Consider the following 20152-nt stretch of genomic DNA (forward strand, 5'->3'; position numbering starts at 1 on the left):
CGCTGGCCAGGAGCCAGAGGCGTACGGCGATGCCAGTCCCGTCATGGATGGCGCTTGCTTCCGTGCCGGGGGCAAGCTGGGCCGTGTTCGACGGCGAAGCGGAGCCGGTCAGCTCTGCGGTAGGATACGCCAAAGTCGGTGAGGCGAACGCGACGACGGAGACGCTGTTCGAAGCCGCTTCCCTGTCAAAGCCGGTCCTGGCGGCTGCCATCCACGACCTTGTCCGCGACGGCAGCGTCGATCTCGACGAGCCTGTGGCCAAGCACATCGATTTCACGGCGGATGTCGCGACCAAGGCTATTACCCCTCGTCACCTGCTATCGCATTCCAGTGGTCTGCCGAATTGGCGGACCGAGGCCGGCAGCGATCTGGTGAGCAGGTTCAGACCCGGTTCCGACTTCCGCTATTCGGGAGAGGGCTACGTACTGCTCGCTCGCCTCGCCGAAAAAGTCACCGGGCAGACGGCAGCGGAGGTCGTCCGTTCCCGAATTCTGACGCCTGCGGGAATGACGCGAAGCGGCTATGGCTGGTCAGCCGGCCAATCGCCTCCGGTGGCGTGGGCGCACGATGCCGGGGGCGCATTGATGGCGGACAAGGGCCCTGCGCAGTTCCAGAGGAGCCGGGACGCCGGCCCTCGCCGGTCCGTGGAGGCATGGATGCAGGATGATCGCGTTGCGGGGGCCCAGGCGCTCGGCAAGCCGGCCCTGCCCGTCTTTATGATTCCCAACATGGCGGCGGGACTGTGGACGACCGCGAGCGATTATGGCCGCTTCGCCCGTTTCGCGCGTCGCTACCCGGCCATGAATACGCCGACGGTGGCCGTCGAAGGCAGTCTTGCCTGGGGCCTGGGGTGGGGACTGGAACAGTCGGGCTCAGACCGCTTCGCCTGGCACTGGGGCGCCAATGACGGTGTCGCCAACCTGTTCATCCTCGATCTCGTCAGCAACGACGGGCTGGTCATGCTGACGAACGGGGCCGGGGGGCAGCGGGTCTACGAACGAGCCGCCCGCGTCCGGTTCGGACGTGAGTTTGACGCCTTGACGTGGTTGCAGCCGTGACGTCGAGGGTGTTCCCGCCTCCGTACAGCCTGCGGCTTTCGGCCACCCATTCGTGTTGGCAGCAAGGCAGAGCCGGAGCGTAGCTTTGCTCGCCACCAGCGAGATTGCCGCCACGCTTCAACATCACTAAGTGTTGCACATGGGCAATACAGTCGCTGTGCTGAAGCAGGCAGTTTATCGCGGTTTGGTCGCGCTGGTGGTTTGGTCTTCGATTGCGGACGCCAGGACGAACACCACGCTGCCGGATCTGACCACAACCCTGCGTGAGCAGCATGTGGAGAGCGCTTCGGTCGCCGTGATCCGCGATGGACTGATCGTCTCGACCGGGGCTTGGGGCATGGCTGGCCCCAACCGCGCGGCGACCGTCTCCACGCCCTATAATCTCGCCTCGCTGACGAAGCCGCTCACGGCGGAGGTCATCCTGCGGCTGGTGTCGGCCGGCACGCTGTCGCTGGACGAACCGATGGACCGCTATTGGAGCGATCCCGACCTGTCGCGCGATCCCCGGCGGATCAAGCTGACGGTGCGCATGGCACTGAGCCATCGCACCGGCTTGCCGAACTGGCGCGATGCCAAGGGGCTGGCGTTCGATCACGATCCCGGCACGACCACCGGCTATTCGGGCGAGGGATATCAATATGCGGCGCGCTATGCCGAGCACCGCACCGGGCGATCGTTCGAGGCTCTGGCTGGGCGCTGGCTGTTCGCTCCGGCTCACATGCGCGCCTCGGGCTATGTTTCAGCACAGGGCGAGACGGCGCCGATCGCCGTGCCCTATGACGATGCAGGCAAGCCGCTGCCGGTCGAGCGGGTGACGCGATACAATGCCGCCGATCTGGCGCATGCCACCGCGCGGGATTATGCGCGTTTCCTCATCGATGCCCGCAACGATCGCGGTCTGACCAGGGTCATTGCAGCCGAACGCAGCAGGTCGCAGGCCGATCTGACGCCCGACATCTGTACCGGAACGAAAGCGACCACCTGTCCGCCCTGGACCGGCTTCGGCCTTGGCTGGCAGCTTCTCGGCTTTCCCGGTGGAACGACGATGCTCCACACCGGCAAGGATGCCGGAGCGTTCACCTTCGCCGCGATCGACCGGGCGAGCGGCGACGGCATCGTCATCCTGACCAACAGCGACAATGGGTGGCGGGTGATCCTGCCGATCCTCGAACGCACGGGTAGCGATCCGAAGCTGATCGCCTTCCTTCGTGGCCAGATGAGCTGACGGGACCGCAGCCAGGACGACCGCGCTGCACCGCCTGCGGACCGCTGCCGGCATATTGCGCGCGGGGAGAACGACCGGCGAGGCAGCCCGCCGATCACGAGCGATGCCAGCCGTCTCCTCGCGCCGTCAGCCGCGACGCCGAGGCGATGGGTCGATCAGCCGCAGATAGGCGAAAGCGGCGTAGCCAACCGCCAGCACCACCAACGTCAGCAACGGGCTTGCGACCTCGCCGATCGACGCTCGCATCTGATTGAGCGGGACGAAGGCATGCACCCCCGCCGTCGAGGGTATCAGCTGCGCGAAGGCGGCGACGAAGCGCGGCATCTGATCGAGCGGGTAGGTGGCACCGGTCAGAAAGAAGAGGGGCACCGACGTCGGGCCGAGAATGTAGATCGCCCGCTCCGCCCGGTCGAAGGTGCTGCCCGCCAGCAGACCCAGCGCAGCGACCGCGGTCGCGAAGATCGGCACCACCAGCAGCATGCCGGGCACATTCCCGTCGACCGGCACGCCCTGGACCCAGAAGATCAGACCGAACAGGAAATAGCAGCCGAGCAAGCCGACCGAGGCGAAGGCGGCGAGCGTGCCGCCAAATTCCGCGCGCCCCATCCGCCAGCAGCCCAGCCGCCGCCGCCCGCCCATGAAGGTCGCGGCGCCGAACAGCAGCGTCTGCTGGATGATGATGACGGCCACCGAAGGAAAGACATAGCCCTTATAGCCCCCGGTCCGGTTGGCCAGCGGCTCCTCGACGACCGCGACCGGCGGGCCACCGCGATCGAGCTGCCCTCCCGGCAGAAGACGCGTCTTCGCGATGTCCTGGACGACCGCGGTCACCGCCTCGCCGATCGTGCTGGCGCGGAGCAGATAGGTGGCGTTGACCCAGACCGCGATCCCCGATCCGGCCGTCCCGGCCCGCAGCTGGCGCTCCAGAGCACCGGAGATCAGGATGATCCCGTCGGCCTTGCCGCTGCGCATGTCGGCGCGCGCGGCGGAGAGATCACCGGCCACCGCCACGACGTGAATGGCGCGGGTGGCATCCAGGTCGCGGATCATGGCGCGGCTGAGGGCACTGGCGTCCTGATCGACCACCACCACGGGCAGCTTGCGCGGTGCCTCGTGCGCATAGGGCGCAGGATAGTAAAAGGCATAGAGGACGACCGCGAGCAGCATGGTGCTGAGCAATGTGCGCGAGGTGAGGATCGCGCGCCATGTCGCAAGGAACGCCGCAGCGAAGGTCATGTCCGCCCCGCCCGCGCCGTGATGAGGGCCAGCGCGCCGCCGCCCGCCACGACGACATAGGCGATCAACGCCAGGGTCGGCGAAACCGCCGCGGCGACCGTCTGACCGCTCACCTGCCCCATCTGGAGCGCGATATAATGGGTGAGCGGCAGCACCTCGCTCCAAATCCGCGCAAAGGCATTGCCGCCGTTCAGGGGCAGCGTCGCGCCCGAATAGGCGAGCGCGGAGCCCGCATAGACGGCGCTGGCCGATAGCGCGGTGGCGGTCTCGCGCGTGACCGCCACCAGCAACGCGGCGATCGCGGCGGTTGCGACGTAGAACAACGTCTGACCGCAAGCGATGAGGACGAGACTGCCCTCGACGCGCCAGCCGCGCGCCAGGGTCAGGTAGAGAAGCCAGACCAGCCCCCAGCCACTGATCGCCACGACATAGGGCAGCAACTTGCCCGCCATCGCCGCCCCCACCCCGCCGCTGTCCTTCGCCCAGGCCGACAGCGACTTGTCCTCGAGTTCGCGACCCAGCGCCATCGCGCAGACACAGGCCGCGATCAGATGCAGGACTGCGGGAAAGATCAGCAGCCCGAGAAACCATTCGAAGCTGACCGGCGCATTGCCCAGCGCCGTCGCCTCCACCACCAGACGCCGGACGCGGCTGGCCGGCACGGCGTGGTTCGGCAACTGGCTGGCCGCGATGGTGGGGAGCGCCGCCGTCACCGCATCACCGGCCGCGCGCGCGACCTGCCCGCCGGCGGTCAGAAAGCTGCCATTGTAGAGTATGCGGACGACCGGCTCCCCATGCCGGGCGATGCTGTCGCCAAGCCCTGCGGGAATGTGCACGAACCCCATGATCGTGCCGGTGCGGACGGCGCGCCCTGCGGCGGCCTCGTCGCGGTAGCTGCCGCCGCGGCGGATGAGCGGCGATGCGTCCAGCGCGCGGATGATCGCCCGGCTCGCGCCGCTGCCGTCGCTGTCGACGATGCCGAGCGGCAGTTGGCGAAACGGCCCCTGCCAGAACAGCGCGGCGACGAGGAATATCAGGATGCCGGGCAGCAGCGTGATCCCCGCCAGATCCCAGCAATCGCGGCGAAGGTGCCGCATCTCGCGGGCAAGCGCCCGGCGGAAGGCGGTCATTGCGGCCAGTCGAACAGGACGCTCATGCCTGGGCGCAGCTTGGGAATCGCGGATACGGGACGCAGTCGGATTTCGAAGGTCCGCACGTCATAGCCCGACGCCTCACGCGTCGCGCGCCACGTTGCGAAGTCGCCGCGCGGCGCGACGAGATAGACCCGGAAGGCGGCGTCGCGTTGCAGCGCGGGGATATGGCCGTGCAGCACCGATCCGATGCCGATCGCGTGATACCGGTCCTCGCGCAGGTTGAGCGCGACCCAGGGGTGGTCGATGTCGATGACCTGATAGGCGGGGATGACAGGGCTGACGACCTCGCCCGGCCGCACCAGCTTGCGCGCGACCTCTCCCGCAATCGGCGACACCAGCCGCGTTTCGCGCCCGAGGGCGTCGGCGGTGCGCAGCGCAGCCTCGGCGATGCGGACCTGCGCGTTGGCGGCCTGCCGGTTCTGCGGCCGCGCGCCTGCCAGCGCCTTGGCATATTGCTGGCGGGCGGCCTCCGCATTGCGCGCGCTGCTGTCACGGGCCGCAGCCGCTTCGTCGCGGCGCTGGGCGGCGACCACGCCCTCGGCATAGAGGTTGGCGGTACGTCGGCTGGTCACGGCCGCCAGATCCGCCGCCGCCTGCGCCGCCTGCCACGTCGCGCGCAGCGTCGCGATATCCTCCGCCCGGGCACCCTCGTTGGTTTCGGAGGCGATCGCGCGCGCCGCGTCGAGCGCCCCTTGCGCCTGCGCCTGCCCGCCCGCGATCTCGGGGCTGGACAAGGTGGCAAGCAGCGATCCCGGCCGGACCCGCTGTCCCTCCTCTGCAATCAGCCGATCGACGCGGGCGAGCGCCTTTGTCCCGACATTGACCTCGTCGGCATCGACCATGCCCTGCAGCTGCTCGGGCGCCGGGCGGCTCGCCAGCCACAGGCCCAGCGCGATGACGATCACGACGATCAGTCCTGCGACGACCGCTAACAGCCGCTTGCCGCGCGCTGGCGGAGTGGTGGCTTCGTCGGTCACTGCTCATCCCCCAAACGTCGATCGGCGCGCGCCAGATAGGTGGTGAAGTCGTCGACCCGGTGGCTGGCCGCGAGCAATCCGGCGAGCGCGAGATCATATTCATAGGCCGCCGCGATCCGCTGGCTTTGCGTCGTCGCCAGCACCGCCCAGGCATCGACGAGCGACGAGGACGGTGCCTCCCCTTCCGCAAAGGAAAGCTGCTGAACCCGCAGATTCTCGCGCGCTGCCGCGAGGTTGCTGTCGAGCAGCAGGAAGGACCGCCGCGCGGCCTCGACCAAATTCCAGGCGCGCACGATCTCGCCCGCGACGTCCTTGCGCGCCTGTGCCGCCGCATCGGCCGCGGCGCGTTCCTGCTCACGCGCCGCATCCAGCGACTTCTTGCGGTCGAAGTTGGACAGCAGCGTGTAGCGCAGACTGACGCCCGCGACCCAGTCGGGTTCGGTCGGCAGCGCATGGTCGCGGTTCGCATTATAGCTGCCGAACGCAAAAGCCTGGGGGCGGTATCGCGCCTTCGCCAGGTCGACGCCCGCCCGCGCGATGCCGCGTGCGGCATTGGCGCCCCGCGCGCGCGGCGAGGTGTCGATTCCGCCGAGGAAGGTGTCGACCGGCGGCAAGGGCGTCGAATTGACGAACAGCGGCGTCAGCGCCGTTATGCCCTGCGGCTGATCGAGCAGCCGCGCCAACGCATCGGCCGCGCTCGATTCCTCAAGCTGCGCGCGCAGATAGGCCCGCTCTGCGGCGTCGCGGGCGACCTGGACCTGAAGCACGCGGGCATGCGGGATGACGCCGTTCTGCTCGAGCTTGCGGGCGTCGGACAGATGGCGATCGAACCCCGCCAGCGTGTCGCGGGTCGAGCGCGTCAGCTGCGATGCCACCTGCCGCCCGAAATAGCTGCGGACCAGGCCGACGCGGGCCAGGTCGCGGCCCCCGGCCTGCTTGGCCCGCGCTACGTCGACGGCGGCATCGGCGCCAGCCTGAACCGCCGGGATCGCTCCGCCGGTGTACAGGGGCATGGCTGCGGTCACGGCGGGTCGGAACACCGTGTCGCGCGTCTGATACTGGAGGCTATCGGGAATGGCCCCGAAGATCGTCGGCAGCGCCGCACCGACCCGCTGGACCACCTGCCCGACGATCTGCTGCAGACCGACGGGAAAATTGCCCGGAAGCTGCGACAGGAAGTCCGCGGCGCCGGTCGCCGCATTGTCCTTCGCGCCGGTCAGATCGACGGACAGCGTCTTTTGATAGGCGATGACGCTGGCGGAGGCGCTGACGACCGGGCGGCGAAGACTGCGCGTGGCATCGGCGATCAATTCGCTTGCACGAACGGCATGATCCTCGCCCGAGAGACCGGGGGATGCGTCGTCGAGCCTGGCCAGCGCCGCATCGAAGCTGAGCCCCAGCGACGGCTGCGCCGCATCCGGTGGCGCCAGGGTCTGGGCCTCCGCCTGCGCGATCGCGGCACAGGCGAATAATGCCAGCACCGCCAGCCGTGCCGCCGGACGCCGCATCACGCCACTGCCTTGCCGTCGTGCGGACAGGCCCCGCAAAGGCCGGTCGTCAGGCGCTCGCTCCGACAGGACTGGTTCCCGCATGCGATCCCCCTCCAACCATGTGCCTGACAGAGCACAAAATGTCGCAGATAAGGACGGTGGTTACAATAGCGTCACGATCGCAACCCGGCGAGCCAGACCGGCTTCTCCGCCACCGACCCGGGAGACCCTTCCGACAGCGGCGGCGTCAACGCCGCGTCAGCAGTACCGGGCCACTACCGACCTTGATGCGAAGCAGTTCATAGGGCTTGCGACGCAGGTCGCGGCCGCCATGAAAGCCGGGCTGGCGGTGAAGCTGGTTCGCGGTAAAGTAGAGATAGCCATCGGGGCCGATCGACAGGGTATCGGGCCAGCTGATGCGCGGATCGCTGACCAGGGTCGACCAATGACCGTGATCGAGCACCCGGATCGCATTATGTTCGTAATCACCGGCGAAGACGCGGCCCCGATCGTCCTCGGCAATGCCATCCGACGCGCCTTTGCGCCCCATGCTGCGAACCGCGCGGGCCAGTGCCTCCTCGGACACCGATGGATCGCGCAGCAGCGCCGTGGGCACGGCATGGAGCGTGCGGCCCGACAGCGGCCCGTAATAGAGCATGCTGCCATCGGCGCTCAGCGCGATCGCGTCGCTGGCGATGGCGACCGGCGTCGCCGGCCCGCTGGCCGGGCGGTTCATCAGCACCTCGCCGTCGACGACCGGCGTGAAGCCCGGCTCCGGGTTGGTCGTCGCGTGGCCGGACAGGCGGCGGATCGCCCGTCCGCTGGCGATGTCGACGACGATAATGCCACCGACGCCCGCGTTGCTGCTGTCGGTGATGTAAGCGGTGCCCTGCTCCCCCTGCCGCAGGTCGAAGCGCACGTCGTTGAGATAGGTCGTCGGCAGCACGACGCTTGGGGGAAGGACGATCGTCTTGACCACCCGGTTGGTCGCGAGGTCGATCCGTACCAGCTTTGCGCCCCCGGCCTGGGGCGGCGCGAATTTCGGTGCCGCCGTGTCCAGCACCCACAGGCGGTTCGCGCCGTCGGCGACAACGCTTTGCACCGAGATGAAGTGACCCGCCGGGTTGGCGGGATCAGGGCGATTGGTCGCGGCGTCGGGATAGGGCACCGCCTTGCCATCGACCAGCTCGGCGACCGTGAACGGGGCCTCGTCGCCCCATTGCGGGAAGTTGACGAAGATGCGGCCGTTGGGCGCGACGGTCACACCGGTCGGCATCGCGCCATCGAAGGCTGCGACCCGCTCGATCCGGGGAGCCGAAGCCGTATCGCGGGCCGTTGCCCCGACCGTGATCGAGGCGACGGCAGCGGCGGCGAGGAGTAAGATGGCGGGCCGTTTCATCGCGTCATCTCCTTCAGGATACGGCCCGCCTCATGCGGCTCGGACCGGAGATATTGGGGCGGCGCCTTGACCGAAGCGCCGAGCGCAGCGGCGGCGTGCCAAGGCCAGCGCGGATCCCACAAGGCGGTGCGCGCGATGGCGATGGCGTCCGCATGCCCGTCCTGCAGGATCTGTTCGGCCTGCTGCGGATCGGTAATCAGGCCGACCGCAATGACGGGCATCGTGACCGCGTCCTTGACCGTCCGAGCCAGTGGCACCTGATAGCCGGGACCGACCGGAATCTGCTGGCGCGGATCGAGGCCGCCGCTCGACACGTGGATGGCGGCGCAGCCGCGCCGTTCCAGCGCGTCGGCGAATTGCGCAGTTTCGTCCGCCGTCCAGCCGCCCTCGACCCAATCGGCCCCGGACACGCGGACGGTGACGGGCCGGTCGGCGGGAAACGCCGCGCGCACCGCATTGAAGACCTCGAGCGGGAACCGCATCCGGTTGGCGAGGCTGCCGCCATAGGCGTCCTCGCGATGATTGGAGAGCGGCGAGAGGAATTCGTGCAGCAGATAGCCGTGCGCGGCATGGATCTGGATCGCGTCGAGCCCAAGTCGCGCCGACCGTCGGGCGGCATCGGCGAAGGCATCACGAATCCGGGCTAGGCCCGCCTCGTCCAGGGCGACGGGCGCATGATCGGTCGCGGCATAGGGCACCGCGCTCGGCGCAACCGTCTGCCAGCCATTCTCCGCATCCGGCGCGATCTGCGCGCCCCCGTGCCACGGCTTGGCACAGCTCGCCTTCCGGCCGGCATGCGCCAGCTGGACGACGAGCGGTACGTCCGACCAGCGGCGCACACTGTCGATCACGCGCCGCATCGCCTCTTCGGTACGGTCGTCGTACAGACCGACGTCGCCGTACGTGATCCGCCCGTCCGGGCTGACCGCGGTGGCTTCGATCGTCAGAGCGCCCGCCCCCGCCATGGCGAGCTGGCCCAGATGAATCTGGTGCCAGTCGGTCATCGCGCCGTCTTCGGCGGAATATTGGCACATCGGCGCGATCACGATGCGGTTGGCGAGGCTGAGCCCGCCGACCGTCAGCGGCTCGAACAGTCGGGCCATCAGGCGTCTCCCGTGGAGGGCAGCAACGCCGCAGGATCGGCGACGCGCAGCATGGTCTGGAGATTCCGCACGATCACGCCGCCTGGCCCTTCAGGGCCTCGATCACGAGTTCCGCCGTACGGGTCGCGCTCGCCGGGTTCTGGCCCGTCACCAGATTGCCGTCACGCAGGGCGAAGGGGGCGAAGTCCGGACCTGCCTCATGCTGGCCGCCGAGTTCCTTGAGGCGGGTTTCGAGCAGGAAGGGCACGGCCTGGTCCAGTCCGACCGCGCGCTCCTCGCTATCGGTGAAGCCCGCGACACGCCGACCGGCGACGAAGGGCGTGCCGTCCGCCTTCTTGGCCGAGACCAGCCCCGCCGGGCCATGGCAGACGGCGGCGACGATCTTGCCCGCGCGGTCGAACCGCTCCACCAGCTGCGCCAGTTCCGCGCTGCCGGGATAATCGAACATGGTGCCGTGGCCGCCGGGCAGGAACAGCGCGTCATAGCCATTGGGGTCGATGCTGGTGAACACCGGCGTATCGGCAACCTCGGCCTTCAGCGCTTCGTCCTTCAGATAGCGTTCGACCGAGGCATCGTTCTCGCCGTCCGCATTGACGCTGCGCTGGTCGACCGGCACCGCGCCGCCCTTGATCGAGGCGAGCGTCACGTCGGCACCGGCATCGCGGAAGACGTAATAGGGGGTGGTCAGCTCTTCCAGCCAGACGCCGGTCGGTTCGGTCCCCGGGGTCATGCGATCGGCGGACGTGGTCACCATGAGGATACGGGTCATCTTTGAAACTCCTGCTGAGTGGACGTCGCGAACGCGGAGTGCCCGCCGCCGCACCCGCGACAACGAGGCCATAGGGCCGTGCGATCCGGCAGCGGCGACCGGGCGTTCGTTTTCGTCCTTGTGCCCAGTGAGATAGGCCCTTGCCGGCATCAGCAAATCCAAGCGGAATGGCGATCGGCCATAAGACAGGTTATGGAAACCCAATGTCCCTGTTGCAGTTGCGCACCTTTGTCGAAGTCTATCGCCGTCGCTCGCTGAGCGACGCGGCCCGCGCGATCGGCATCACCCAGCCCGCCGCGTCGCAGCATATCGCCTCGCTCGAGGCGCAGCTCGGCCATCCCCTGTTCGATCGCCATTCGCGCGGCGTGCGCGCCACGGCAATCGCCGACGACCTGGCTGCGGCAATCGGCGACAGCCTCGATACAGCGGAAGCGGCGCTCGCCACGGCGCGGGCGCGATCCTCGCGGATGTCCGGGACGGTGCATATCGCCGCACCGTCGGATCTACTGGGCGAGATGATCGCTCCCCGGCTGGGACCGCTGCTGGACGCGGGCCTCGACCTGCGCCTCCACATTGGCGGGCGGGACGCGCTGTATAGCCTGTTGCTGGAAGACAAGGTGCATCTGGCCGTGACGGCATCGCAGCCGGACGATCCCCGGCTCGCCTTTCATCGGCTCGGCGATGAGGATTTGCGCGCCGTCGCCGCGCCGGCGGTGATCGAGCGGATGGCGGGCCAGCCGCTGGCCGACGCGCTGACACGCATACCGCATCTGGCGTACGACCTCGACCGGCCGCTGTTGCGCGCCTGGCTTGAGGCCAACCGGATCGCGCTGGCCGGTCAGCCTGCCCTGACCGCCCCCGACCTTCGCGTACTGCGATCGGGGTTGTGCGCGGGGCTCGGCTGGACGGTCCTGCCCGGTTATCTGACCCATGCGCAGCGGGCCGACTGCACGCTCGTCGAGATACCTGCGCCGATCAGGGTGCCGCGCAACACCTTCTACCTGGTCTGGGCGCGTTCGTCGCTGCGGCACCCCCGCGTTGCGCTAGCCCGCGATGCCTTGATCGCCGCGCTGAGGATTTGAGGTCAAGTCGACACGACATCGTGGGGCTCACTTCTCAACCCGTGGATGGCGGCCTCGATTGACGTGGACATTCGTCGATGGACCCCGAGCGCGGATCGGCGTGGATCCCCGCATACGTCAGCGCACGCAAAAACCGCCGATTTCTGTCAGTTTACATCAATTTTTTAGTGGTATGGATATGGCCCAAAAGGGCCAAAGTGGCGGAGAGGGAGGGATTCGAACCCTCGGTGCCCGTAAAGGCACGCCGCATTTCGAGTGCGGTACAATCGACCACTCTGCCACCTCTCCGCAGAAGACGTCCTTGGCAGGTCGGTAAGACCCGCAATCCGTCGGTCGAGGGCGGGCCTTTAGCGGCTCGGTTTTCCGGTGGCAAGCGCCGTTGTGCTTGTGCAGCGCGGAAAGACGATTAAATTATGGGCATGCCCCGTCATGACCCTATCGGCACCCTGCCCGCGCAGGGGCGCCCCAATGTCGTCGAGATCGATGCGCCCGCGGTCGCGCATGCGCGCTTCTCGATCGGCGATGTCGTGCGGCACCGCCTGTTCGATTTTCGCGGCGTGATCTTCGACGTCGATCCGGTCTTCGCCAATACCGAAGAATGGTATGAGGCGATTCCCGAGGCGGTGCGCCCGCGCAAGGACCAGCCCTTCTACCACCTGCTCGCCGAGAATGTGGACTCGAGCTACGTCGCCTATGTCAGCCAGCAGAATCTGGTCGTCGACGACAGCGACGAGCCGGTCGACCATCCCGCGATCGCCGGCCTGTTCGACGATTTCACCGACGGGCGCTACGCGCTGCGCCGCGAACACCGCCACTGACCGGTCAGCGGGAGGGACGCGGTAGCGCCCCTCCCCGTCCCCTTAGAAGTTGATCGCCGCGCGCGCGTACAGGAAGCGCCCGTTGAAGCCGAACGGCGAGAAGTTGCTGTACGGCAGGAACTGATAGGTCGTCGGGTAGCTGCCGCCAACGCTCGCCGGGCGCAGGCCGAACGGCCGGCGATCGGGATAGACGTCGAAGGCATTGTCCACGCCCAGCGTCAGCTGCACGCCCTGATATTCGTAGCTCAGCGAGAAATCGGTGATCCACTTGGGGCGCAGCACCTGATCGTCCGGGCCGAGCAGCGTCAGGCTGGTCGCATCGTTGATCGGGGCGGTCGTTTCGGGCGAGATGACCGAACCATAGCGCGTCGTCCGCGCCGACACGCCGATACCGGCGATCTTGCCGTCGGTCGCCAGCACCACCTTCGTGCGCGGCTGGCCCCGTTCGAACCGGAAGCCCTCGACGCGTCCGAACAGCACGAGGCCGGGGATCTGCGCCAGCGACCCCAGCGTGTTCAACCGCTTATCGATCTGGTTCTTCGTGTAGTTGTACGCGGCCGAGAAATTCCAGGCGCCCAGACCGCCCAGATTGGCGCGATAGGTCGCGACCGCATCGACGCCCTGCGTGGTCGTATCCAGGCCGTTGATGAAGAAGCGCGCCGCGCCGACGGTGTTGAAGCCGTTCGCCACCAGCACCTGCTGCACCGCCGCATTCTGCGCCGCCGTGCCGACGCCCGCCGCACCCAGATTTTCCGACAGCACGATGCGGTCGCGAATCTTGATGTGGAAATAATCGACCGTCAGGTTGAAGCCGCGGAACGGATTGAGCGTCGCACCGCCCGACAGGTTGACCGACTTTTCGGGCTTGAGCGGCTGCGAGCCGAGCGCGCGCGCCACCGGGCTGTTCACCGCGACGGTCGACACGTCCACCGGCACGCCAGACAAGAAGTTGGTCGAGGTGGTGGTGAAATATTGCTGGTGCAGCGACGGCGCACGGAAGCCGTTCGACACCGACCCGCGCAATGCGAACCCGTCGGTCAGCTCGTAGCGGAGCGCCAGCTTGCCGTTCACCGTATCGCCGAAGTCGCTGTAATGTTCGTAACGACCCGCCGCGGTCGCGGTGAAGCCGGTGAACAGGTCGGCGTCGAACTCCAGATAGCCGGCATAGCTGTTGCGGTTAACGTTGGTGCGCGCCGAGGCTGGCAGGCCGCCGAAGCCCTGCGCACCCGCCGCCGCGGTACGGCCGGGGAAGGAGCAGCTGCCGGTCGCCGCGGCGCCCCCGCCGTACACGCCGCCCAGCGTGGTGCAGTTCGCCGCCGTGGTGGTCCGCGTCGCCTGGAAGAACGGGCCGGTTTGATACGACTGCGGATCGCCGGGGCGGATCTGGAAGATCTCGTGGCGATATTCGCCGCCGAAGGCGAAGGTCAGCGGACCCGCCAGGCCGACGTCGAACTGGCGCGACAGATCGGCGTTCGCCAGAATCTGCGAGAAGGCGAGGCCGCCGGCATCGAACGAACGCTGGCTCTGCGGACCGAAGGAGACATTGACGCTATTTTCGGTCCGGTAGCTCAGCTCGTTGCGGCCGAAGCCGAGCGAGAAGTCGCCCTTGAAGCCCGCGACGTCGGCCCGGATGCCGCTGGTCGCCGACAGATCGTCGATGCTCGACTGGATCTTGGGCAAATAGCCGTCCGGCGTCAGGCCGACGAAATTGGCGTTGGTCGGCGTCGTGCCGGGCGCGATCGCCGAGAAGTCGCGGTTGGTCGCCGCCGACTGCTGGCGGAAATTCGCCGCCGACAGGCCGTCGCGGTGACCATAGGTGAAGAAGGCGTAGAAGTCGGCCGAACCCAGTGGCTGGCCCATATTGATGAGGAAATTGAAGTCCTGCGTCTTCGCATCGCCGTAGCGGAAGTCGAGGCGGTTGAAGCTCGCTTCGCGCGAGTCGAAGGTGGTCGACGACGGACGGATGTAATTGGGCCGCAGGTCGTAGCCCTGGCGGTTGGTGAAGTCGCGGTCGCGATATTCGCCGGTAAAGTTGAAGAAGCCGCCGTTGCCGATCGGCAGGCCGACGTTGACGCCATAGGTCAGCATAGCGCCGTCGCGCGCCTTGCGCTCGCCGTTGCTGTTCGCCTGCAGGTAGCGCGAGTCGGTCGGGTCCAGCGATGGGGAATTGCCGAGCAGGCCGTTGAAATTGGCCACCCCGTCCAGCGTCGTCACATATTTGCCGTAGCTTACCTGCGCGCGGCCGCCTTCGCTCGCGGTCTTGAGCTGGACGTTGATCACGCCCGCGATCGCATCCGAGCCATATTGCGAGGAGGCGCCGTCCCGCAGCACCTCGACCCGCTGGATCGCGAGTGCGGGGATCATGTTCATGTCGACTGCCGCCGATCCGCGCCCGACGGTGCCGTTGATGTTGAGCAACGCCGACACGTGGCGGCGCTTGCCGTTGAGCAGCACCAGCGTCTGGTCGGGGTTGAGGCCGCGCAGCGTCGCGGGCCGCGTCACGTCGGAGCCGTCGGCGATTGAGGGCTGCGGGAAGTTGAACGAGGGGACCAGCTGGTTCAGCGTCTTGTTGAGCTCGCCGGTGCCTGACGCCTGCAGCGCGCTGCCCGAAATGACGTCGATCGGCACGGGGCTGTCGATCGCGGTCCGATTGGCGACGCGGCTGCCGATGACGACGATCTGGTTGGCCGCTTCGTCGCTTTGCGCCGACGTATCGGCCGTCGCTTCCTGGCTGGGCGCCGACTGCACCGCCTGCGCCCAGGCGGGTGCGGCGAAGACCGCCAGGGATGCCGGCACGGCGACGCCGGCAAGCAAGATTGCGCGCTTCATGATATTCCCCTGTTTCGTGCGGCTTAGTTACCGTCACGATCGACGACACTTTATGTCGCGCTGGGGGCCGGGCAAGTCATCGTCACAGACCTTGCATACGTTTGTCATAACGCTGTTGCTGCGCCGCCACATGATGAATGTCGACGTGCCCCGCTTCAAAGGTTGACAGAAGCCTGCACATTCCTTAGCTGCCGCCGCTCATCCCGCCGGGTCTCCCTGTGCGGGCACATGTTTTTTGGGAAGTGACTAGAGCCATGTTCGCAGTCGTGCGCACGGGCGGCAAGCAGTATCGCGTCGCCGCCGGAGACAAGATCGTCGTCGAGAAGCTGGACGGCGAAGCCGGCGCATCGATCACGCTGGGTGATGTCCTGCTCGCGGGCGAAGGCTCGGAGCTGAAGAGCGTCGAGGGTCTGACCGTCGCCGCCGAGATCGTCGCACAGGCGAAGGGCGAGAAGGTCATCGTCTTCAAGAAGCGCCGCCGTCACAATTATCGCCGCAAGAACGGCCATCGCCAGAACCACACGATCCTCAAGATCGTTTCGGTCGGCTGAGCCCAGCGCGAACAGGAGTAGAGCAGCATGGCACATAAGAAAGCAGGCGGTTCGTCGCGCAACGGTCGTGATTCGGCCGGCCGTCGTCTTGGCGTGAAGAAGTTCGGCGGTCAGGAAGCGATCGCGGGCAACATCCTCGTGCGTCAGCGCGGCACCAAGTTCTATCCGGGCGCCAACGTGGGCATGGGCAAGGACCATACCCTGTTCGCGCTCGTCGACGGCCGCGTGGCGTTCCACGAAGGCAAGCTCGGCCGTAAATTCTGCTCGGTGCAGATTATGGCGGAAGCCGCAGAATAACGGGCAACCAGCCGGGTTGCCCACCAGGGTGACCCGGTCGCATCTTCCACAAGATGCCAACCAAACAAGGGAGACGGGTCACCCCGGCTCCCTTTTTTCTTGCTCCCCGACCCCGACTGTCCCTGCCGCGTCACAGGCGCGTGGCAGCGGCGTGGCCAAGGAGAGAGCAGGAATGTTCGCGAGAACCAACAGATTGACGCTCCGGCCGGCGTGGCCGGAGGATGCGGCCGAGCTGGCCGCCGCGATCGATCACGAAGCGGTCACCCGGATGCTGAGCCGGGTCCCCTACCCCTACACACTGTCCGATGCAGAGGCGTTTTGCGCCCGTCCGCATGCGCCCGATGATGCGCGGATGCTGATCGTCAGCCATGATCTTGCATGGCCCGATGGCGCCCCGGCAATCGTCGGCGGCATTGGCATTTCGGAAATGGATGGCCAGCCCAACCTTGGCTATTGGCTCACCCCCGCCGCTTGGGGCCGCGGCTATGCGACCGAGGCGGGCCATGCCGTCATCGCGATGGCGCGGCACGCGCTGGGTCTGCGGCGCATCGCCGGCTGGCACTTCGCCGACAATCCGGCGTCGGGCGCCGTCCTGCGCAAGCTCGGCTTCCGGCCGACCGGGCAGACGGTCGTCAGGTCTTCGCTGGGCCGGACCGAACCGGCGCCGTCGATCGCCTACACGCTCGATCTGGACGCGGCAGAGGAGGATCACCCGGCCCTGCGTATCGCCGCGTGAGGGGGGGGGCTCGGTGACTCGCCGACCCGCCACCTCGTCACGCCGATCCACTACCGGCTAACCCCACCTCCACCGTCACCCCGGACTTGATCCGGGGTCCCGCTATATGCGGGCGCCCCTGAAGAAGCGGGACCCCGGATCAAGTCCGGGGTGACGGAATGTTCGTGGTGCCCGGTGCTACCTACTGACAGCGAAAGGCGCCCCGGCCCCTCAATGCTTCTCCGCGACCCGCGTCAGCTTGCGGATGAAGCCGATCAGCCCGGTCTGGCGCGATCGCTTCAGGCGCTCGGCCGCCAGGATCGTCTTCACGCCGCGGAAGCATTCCTCGACGTCGTCATTGACCAGGACATAGTCATACCCGTCCCAGTGGCTCACCTCATTGGCGGCGCGTGCCATGCGCGCGTCAATCACCTCGGCCGAATCGGTGTTCCGATTCGTCAGCCGCGCGCGCAATTCCTCCATCGAGGGTGGGAAGATGAACACGCGCACCACGTCGCCGCCGGCGATCTGGAACAGCTGTTGTGCGCCCTGCCAGTCGATATCGAACAGCACGTCCTTGCCCGCGGCCAGCATCGCCTCGACCTGCGCCCGCGGCGTGCCGTAGCGGTGACCGAAGACATGGGCCCATTCCAGAAATTCGTCGTCCGCCACCATGCGGCGAAATTCCTCAAGCCCGACAAAGTGATAGTCCTTGCCGTCGGTCTCACCCGGACGAATGCCGCGCGTCGTCGCCGACACCGACATTTCGAGGCCGGGCTCGTCCGCGAGCAATTTGCGCGCGATGGTGGACTTGCCGGCGCCCGAAGGCGAGGACAGAACGAACAACATGCCGCGGCGGCGGAAGTTGTGCGGATCATTGGGGGAGGAGGACGGCATGCGCGCTACTGGCGTAGCCGCGGGCCGGGCGTCAAGCGTGGGCGCGTGGTTGGCGGCGAAAAGTGGCTGGCTGATCGCCGCCGTGCTGGTGCTGACTGCGACGACATTGTTCGTCATGGGCCGCTCGCCGATCTGCCCGTGCGGCCGAATCGCGCTGTGGCATGGGGCGGTACAATCGGACCAGAACAGCCAGCAGATCGCCGATTGGTACAGCCTCAGCCATATCGTCCACGGCCTGCTCTTCTATGCGGCGGGCTGGCTGGCGTTGCGTCGCTGGCCATGGACCGCCCGGCTCGTCCTGGCCGTGGCGATCGAATCGGGTTGGGAAATCCTCGAAAACTCGCCGCTCATCATCGATCGCTACCGCAGCGTGACGATGGCCTGGGGCTATAGCGGCGACAGCATCCTCAATTCGCTCAGCGACATCGGCTGCATGATGCTGGGGTTCGCCATCGCGCGGCGTCTGCCCTGGTGGGCGAGCGCCGTGCTGGTCGTGTTGCTGGAAGTGGTGGCGCTGGTCGCGATCCGCGACAATCTGACGCTGAACCTCATCATGCTGATCGCGCCGGTCGAGGCGATCCGGCATTGGCAGATGGGTTAGCGGCAGCCCGTAGGAAGCGCGACCCCGGCGATATCGCCGGGGCCACACCAACCCTCGATCAGATCTGGCCGCGCGCTGCCTTGCGACGATCATAGGCCTTCTTGGCGACATAGCCGCCGCCCAGGATCATGCCGAGCGGCCCCATGCGCCGCATCGCGCCCATGGTCAGCGCGCCGATCGCCGCGCCCTTCAGGCCGCTGTCGCCATTGCGGCGCTCGACTTCGCGACCCACCAATGCACCGATAATCTTGCCGATCATGCTTCCACCTTTCCGAAAATCTGATCCTTCAGCTGCTCGGCGCCACGCAGCACCGCCCAGCCGACCGCGTAGGTCACCGCCAGCGGGAGCACGACCTTCAGCACGTTCGCGGTGACGGCGCCGATGATCGCGCCGTCCGCGACGCTGTCGTCGTCGCCCGAGATCGAATCGATTGCCGCGCCGATCAGCGCGCCCGTGGTCGTCGTACTCACGCCATGCCCTTCGTGTTTGTTACGCCCCCAGCAAGCGCGCGAACCACGGGGAAGTTCCGCGGCGGACCCGTCCGGGCGATCAGCGACCGATCATCGTTTCCGGGCGGACCAGCCGGTCGAACGTCTCGGCATCGACCAGCCCCAGTTCCAGCCCTGCCTCCTTCAGCGTCTGGCCGTGCTGATGGGCGTGCTTGGCGATCTTGGCGGCATTGTCATAGCCGATCTCGGGCGCCAGCGCGGTCACCAGCATCAGCGACCGGTCGAGCAGTTCGGCGATACGCGCGCGATTGGCGGTCATCCCCTCCACCGTCCGCTCGGCGAAGCTGGTCATGCCGACGCTGAGCAACGCGATCGAGCGCAGCACGTTGGCGCCGATCAGCGGCTTGAAGACATTGAGCTCCATATGGCCCTGCAGGCCGCCGACGGTGACGGCGACATTGTTGCCCATCACCTGCGCCGCAACCATCGTCAGCATCTCGGCCTGAGTCGGATTGACCTTGCCCGGCATGATCGAGCTGCCCGGTTCGTTGGCGGGTAGTTCCAGCTCGCCCAAGCCCGACCGCGGGCCGGAGCCGAGCAGCCGGATATCGTTGGCGATCTTGGTCAGCGCCACCGCGAGCACGTTGAGCGCGCCGTGCAGGTCGACCAGGCCGTCGTTGCTGGCCAGCGCCTCGAACTTGTTGGGCGCGGTGACGAACGGCAGGCCGGTGAGGCCGGCGATCTCCGCCGCCACCGCCTCCGCGAAGCCGGCGGGCGCGTTCAGGCCGGTGCCGACCGCCGTGCCGCCCTGCGCCAGCGGCATGATGTTGCGTTCCAATGTGCCGGCGATCCGGTCGCGGGCATTGGCGATCTGCTGCGCATAGCCGGAAAACTCCTGTCCCAGCGTCAGCGGCGTCGCGTCCTGCAAATGCGTGCGGCCGATCTTCACCAGATCGCGCCATTCGACCGCCTTGGCGTCAAGTGCCGCATGCAGCCGGTCGAGCGCCGGGTACAACTGCTGCGTCACCGCCAGTGCGGCGGCGACGTGCAGTGCGGTGGGGAAACTGTCGTTCGAGGATTGGCCGCGGTTGACGTCGTCATTGGGGTGGACGGGCGTCTTGCCGCCGCGCGTGCCCGCCAACGCCTCGTTGGCGTGGCCGGCGATCACCTCGTTGACGTTCATGTTCGATTGCGTGCCGCTGCCCGTCTGCCAGATGACGAGCGGGAACTGATCGTCGAGATCGCCCGCGACGATCGCCGCCGCCGCCGCCTCGATCGCATCGGCCTTGTGCGCGTCCAGCCCGTGGCGCCGATTCACCCGCGCCGCCGCCTGCTTCACGATGGCGAGCGCATGGGCGATCTCCACCGGCATCCGCTCGCGCGGGCCGAAGGGGAAATTCTCCAGGCTGCGTTCGGTCTGGGCGCCCCAATAGGCGTCGGCGGGAACCTCGATCGGTCCGATCGAATCGGTTTCGGTGCGCGTGGTCATGCTGCTCCAATT

At 67.5% G+C, this 20152-nt stretch carries 20 protein-coding genes and 1 tRNA gene; 8 read left to right on the forward strand and 13 right to left on the reverse strand.

What is annotated here, in order from left to right; genetic code table 11:
* Window positions 1-83: 83 nt before the first annotated feature.
* Together GGR47_RS19170 and GGR47_RS14150 are read left to right on the forward strand one after the other, a co-directional pair.
* Window positions 84-1058 carry a serine hydrolase domain-containing protein gene (locus GGR47_RS19170; protein WP_167509680.1) on the forward strand — a complete coding sequence of 325 codons (975 nt, stop codon included), beginning with the start codon at window positions 84-86 and terminating at the stop codon, window positions 1056-1058.
* 139 nt (window positions 1059-1197) lie between these two features.
* Entirely contained in the window at window positions 1198-2283 is a 1086-nt protein-coding gene (locus GGR47_RS14150; protein ID WP_244304930.1) for a serine hydrolase domain-containing protein, read from the forward strand.
* A gap of 126 nt (window positions 2284-2409) precedes the next feature.
* Here GGR47_RS14150 and GGR47_RS14155 read toward each other — a convergent pair whose 3' ends face one another.
* The 7 genes from GGR47_RS14155 to GGR47_RS14185 form a co-directional block, all read right to left on the reverse strand.
* Window positions 2410-3519: an ABC transporter permease gene (locus tag GGR47_RS14155; RefSeq protein WP_147034889.1), complete on the reverse strand. Its 1110-nt coding sequence runs from the start codon at window positions 3517-3519 to the stop codon at window positions 2410-2412.
* A complete protein-coding gene (locus GGR47_RS14160) occupies window positions 3516-4649 on the reverse strand; it encodes an ABC transporter permease (RefSeq protein WP_147034888.1) in 1134 nt (377 codons plus the stop codon). The genes GGR47_RS14155 and GGR47_RS14160 overlap by 4 nt, the downstream gene beginning before the upstream one ends.
* Complete coding sequence (locus GGR47_RS14165) at window positions 4646-5650, reverse strand: HlyD family secretion protein (protein ID WP_147034887.1); 1005 nt, start codon at window positions 5648-5650, stop codon at window positions 4646-4648. The genes GGR47_RS14160 and GGR47_RS14165 overlap by 4 nt, the downstream gene beginning before the upstream one ends.
* On the reverse strand, window positions 5647-7158 hold the full coding sequence (locus GGR47_RS14170) for a TolC family protein (RefSeq protein ID WP_147034899.1): 1512 nt from the start codon (window positions 7156-7158) through the stop codon (window positions 5647-5649). Before GGR47_RS14170 ends, GGR47_RS14165 begins: the two co-directional genes overlap by 4 nt.
* A 229-nt stretch (window positions 7159-7387) precedes the next feature.
* Window positions 7388-8539, reverse strand: coding sequence for an L-dopachrome tautomerase-related protein (locus GGR47_RS14175; protein WP_147034886.1), 1152 nt, complete (start codon window positions 8537-8539; stop codon window positions 7388-7390).
* Entirely contained in the window at window positions 8536-9642 is a 1107-nt protein-coding gene (locus tag GGR47_RS14180) for an NADH:flavin oxidoreductase/NADH oxidase (RefSeq protein WP_147034885.1), read from the reverse strand. The genes GGR47_RS14175 and GGR47_RS14180 overlap by 4 nt, the downstream gene beginning before the upstream one ends.
* A 73-nt stretch (window positions 9643-9715) precedes the next feature.
* The gene (locus GGR47_RS14185; protein WP_147034884.1) at window positions 9716-10411 is read right to left on the reverse strand and encodes a type 1 glutamine amidotransferase domain-containing protein; all 696 of its coding nucleotides are present in this window, start codon (window positions 10409-10411) and stop codon (window positions 9716-9718) included.
* A gap of 203 nt (window positions 10412-10614) precedes the next feature.
* Here GGR47_RS14185 and GGR47_RS14190 point away from each other — a divergent pair, with 203 nt between their 5' ends.
* Window positions 10615-11493 (forward strand): LysR family transcriptional regulator, encoded by an 879-nt coding sequence (locus GGR47_RS14190; protein ID WP_147034883.1) that lies wholly within the window; start codon window positions 10615-10617, stop codon window positions 11491-11493.
* A gap of 198 nt (window positions 11494-11691) precedes the next feature.
* Here the strand turns inward: GGR47_RS14190 and GGR47_RS14195 are convergent.
* Window positions 11692-11781, reverse strand: a tRNA-Ser gene (locus GGR47_RS14195).
* 131 nt (window positions 11782-11912) lie between these two features.
* Here GGR47_RS14195 and hspQ point away from each other — a divergent pair.
* On the forward strand, window positions 11913-12311 hold the full coding sequence (gene hspQ, locus GGR47_RS14200) for a heat shock protein HspQ (RefSeq protein WP_371859724.1): 399 nt from the start codon (window positions 11913-11915) through the stop codon (window positions 12309-12311).
* Window positions 12312-12353: 42 nt separating this feature from the next.
* Here hspQ and GGR47_RS14205 read toward each other — a convergent pair whose 3' ends face one another.
* Window positions 12354-15140: a TonB-dependent receptor plug domain-containing protein gene (locus GGR47_RS14205; protein WP_147034881.1), complete on the reverse strand. Its 2787-nt coding sequence runs from the start codon at window positions 15138-15140 to the stop codon at window positions 12354-12356.
* A gap of 254 nt (window positions 15141-15394) precedes the next feature.
* Between GGR47_RS14205 and rplU the strand changes: the two genes are divergently transcribed.
* The 3 genes from rplU (at window position 15395) to GGR47_RS14220 (ending at window position 16724) form a co-directional block, all read left to right on the forward strand.
* On the forward strand, window positions 15395-15691 hold the full coding sequence (gene rplU, locus GGR47_RS14210; RefSeq protein WP_017979337.1) for a 50S ribosomal protein L21: 297 nt from the start codon (window positions 15395-15397) through the stop codon (window positions 15689-15691).
* A 27-nt stretch (window positions 15692-15718) separates the two neighbouring features.
* The gene (gene rpmA / locus GGR47_RS14215; RefSeq protein WP_018250697.1) at window positions 15719-15988 is read left to right on the forward strand and encodes a 50S ribosomal protein L27; all 270 of its coding nucleotides are present in this window, start codon (window positions 15719-15721) and stop codon (window positions 15986-15988) included.
* A 172-nt stretch (window positions 15989-16160) separates the two neighbouring features.
* Window positions 16161-16724: a GNAT family N-acetyltransferase gene (locus tag GGR47_RS14220; RefSeq protein ID WP_244304929.1), complete on the forward strand. Its 564-nt coding sequence runs from the start codon at window positions 16161-16163 to the stop codon at window positions 16722-16724.
* A 210-nt stretch (window positions 16725-16934) separates the two neighbouring features.
* On the opposite strand, the gene gmk is transcribed toward GGR47_RS14220, so the two are convergent.
* Window positions 16935-17600, reverse strand: a complete 666-nt coding sequence (gene gmk / locus GGR47_RS14225) for a guanylate kinase (protein WP_024310297.1) — start codon at window positions 17598-17600, stop codon at window positions 16935-16937.
* On the opposite strand from gmk, the gene GGR47_RS14230 reads away from it, so the two are divergent.
* Entirely contained in the window at window positions 17599-18201 is a 603-nt protein-coding gene (locus GGR47_RS14230; RefSeq protein WP_183949572.1) for a DUF2585 family protein, read from the forward strand. The two genes, gmk and GGR47_RS14230, sit on opposite strands and share 2 nt — an antisense overlap.
* Before the next feature lie 58 nt (window positions 18202-18259).
* Here the strand turns inward: GGR47_RS14230 and GGR47_RS14235 are convergent, their stop codons facing one another.
* From GGR47_RS14235 to fumC, 3 genes are all read right to left on the reverse strand, one after another.
* Entirely contained in the window at window positions 18260-18460 is a 201-nt protein-coding gene (locus tag GGR47_RS14235; RefSeq protein WP_147034880.1) for a hypothetical protein, read from the reverse strand.
* The gene (locus GGR47_RS14240) at window positions 18457-18672 is read right to left on the reverse strand and encodes a hypothetical protein (protein ID WP_017979343.1); all 216 of its coding nucleotides are present in this window, start codon (window positions 18670-18672) and stop codon (window positions 18457-18459) included. Before GGR47_RS14240 ends, GGR47_RS14235 begins: the two co-directional genes overlap by 4 nt.
* A 79-nt stretch (window positions 18673-18751) precedes the next feature.
* Window positions 18752-20140, reverse strand: a complete 1389-nt coding sequence (gene fumC / locus GGR47_RS14245; RefSeq protein ID WP_147034879.1) for a class II fumarate hydratase — start codon at window positions 20138-20140, stop codon at window positions 18752-18754.
* Window positions 20141-20152 lie beyond the last annotated feature (12 nt).

Origin of the sequence: Sphingomonas aquatilis (genome assembly GCF_014196115.1) — a bacterium.
Classification (GTDB): Bacteria; Pseudomonadota; Alphaproteobacteria; order Sphingomonadales; family Sphingomonadaceae; genus Sphingomonas; species Sphingomonas aquatilis.

What these genes read in the sequence shown, in the direction of transcription:
- GGR47_RS14220 (WP_244304929.1), top strand. Translation starts at nt 16,161, where the DNA reads ATGTTCGCGAGAACCAACAGATTGACGCTCCGGCCGGCGTGGCCGGAG.
- GGR47_RS14235 (WP_147034880.1), bottom strand. Translation starts at nt 18,460, where the DNA reads ATGATCGGCAAGATTATCGGTGCATTGGTGGGTCGCGAAGTCGAGCGC.
- GGR47_RS14160 (WP_147034888.1), bottom strand. Translation starts at nt 4,649, where the DNA reads ATGACCGCCTTCCGCCGGGCGCTTGCCCGCGAGATGCGGCACCTTCGC.
- GGR47_RS14230 (WP_183949572.1), top strand. Translation starts at nt 17,599, where the DNA reads ATGCGCGCTACTGGCGTAGCCGCGGGCCGGGCGTCAAGCGTGGGCGCG.
- fumC (WP_147034879.1), bottom strand. Translation starts at nt 20,140, where the DNA reads ATGACCACGCGCACCGAAACCGATTCGATCGGACCGATCGAGGTTCCC.
- GGR47_RS14185 (WP_147034884.1), bottom strand. Translation starts at nt 10,411, where the DNA reads ATGACCCGTATCCTCATGGTGACCACGTCCGCCGATCGCATGACCCCG.
- GGR47_RS14155 (WP_147034889.1), bottom strand. Translation starts at nt 3,519, where the DNA reads ATGACCTTCGCTGCGGCGTTCCTTGCGACATGGCGCGCGATCCTCACC.
- GGR47_RS14180 (WP_147034885.1), bottom strand. Translation starts at nt 9,642, where the DNA reads ATGGCCCGACTGTTCGAGCCGCTGACGGTCGGCGGGCTCAGCCTCGCC.
- GGR47_RS14205 (WP_147034881.1), bottom strand. Translation starts at nt 15,140, where the DNA reads ATGAAGCGCGCAATCTTGCTTGCCGGCGTCGCCGTGCCGGCATCCCTG.
- gmk (WP_024310297.1), bottom strand. Translation starts at nt 17,600, where the DNA reads ATGCCGTCCTCCTCCCCCAATGATCCGCACAACTTCCGCCGCCGCGGC.
- rplU (WP_017979337.1), top strand. Translation starts at nt 15,395, where the DNA reads ATGTTCGCAGTCGTGCGCACGGGCGGCAAGCAGTATCGCGTCGCCGCC.
- rpmA (WP_018250697.1), top strand. Translation starts at nt 15,719, where the DNA reads ATGGCACATAAGAAAGCAGGCGGTTCGTCGCGCAACGGTCGTGATTCG.
- GGR47_RS14150 (WP_244304930.1), top strand. Translation starts at nt 1,198, where the DNA reads ATGGGCAATACAGTCGCTGTGCTGAAGCAGGCAGTTTATCGCGGTTTG.
- GGR47_RS14175 (WP_147034886.1), bottom strand. Translation starts at nt 8,539, where the DNA reads ATGAAACGGCCCGCCATCTTACTCCTCGCCGCCGCTGCCGTCGCCTCG.
- GGR47_RS14190 (WP_147034883.1), top strand. Translation starts at nt 10,615, where the DNA reads ATGTCCCTGTTGCAGTTGCGCACCTTTGTCGAAGTCTATCGCCGTCGC.
- hspQ (WP_371859724.1), top strand. Translation starts at nt 11,913, where the DNA reads ATGCCCCGTCATGACCCTATCGGCACCCTGCCCGCGCAGGGGCGCCCC.
- GGR47_RS14170 (WP_147034899.1), bottom strand. Translation starts at nt 7,158, where the DNA reads ATGCGGCGTCCGGCGGCACGGCTGGCGGTGCTGGCATTATTCGCCTGT.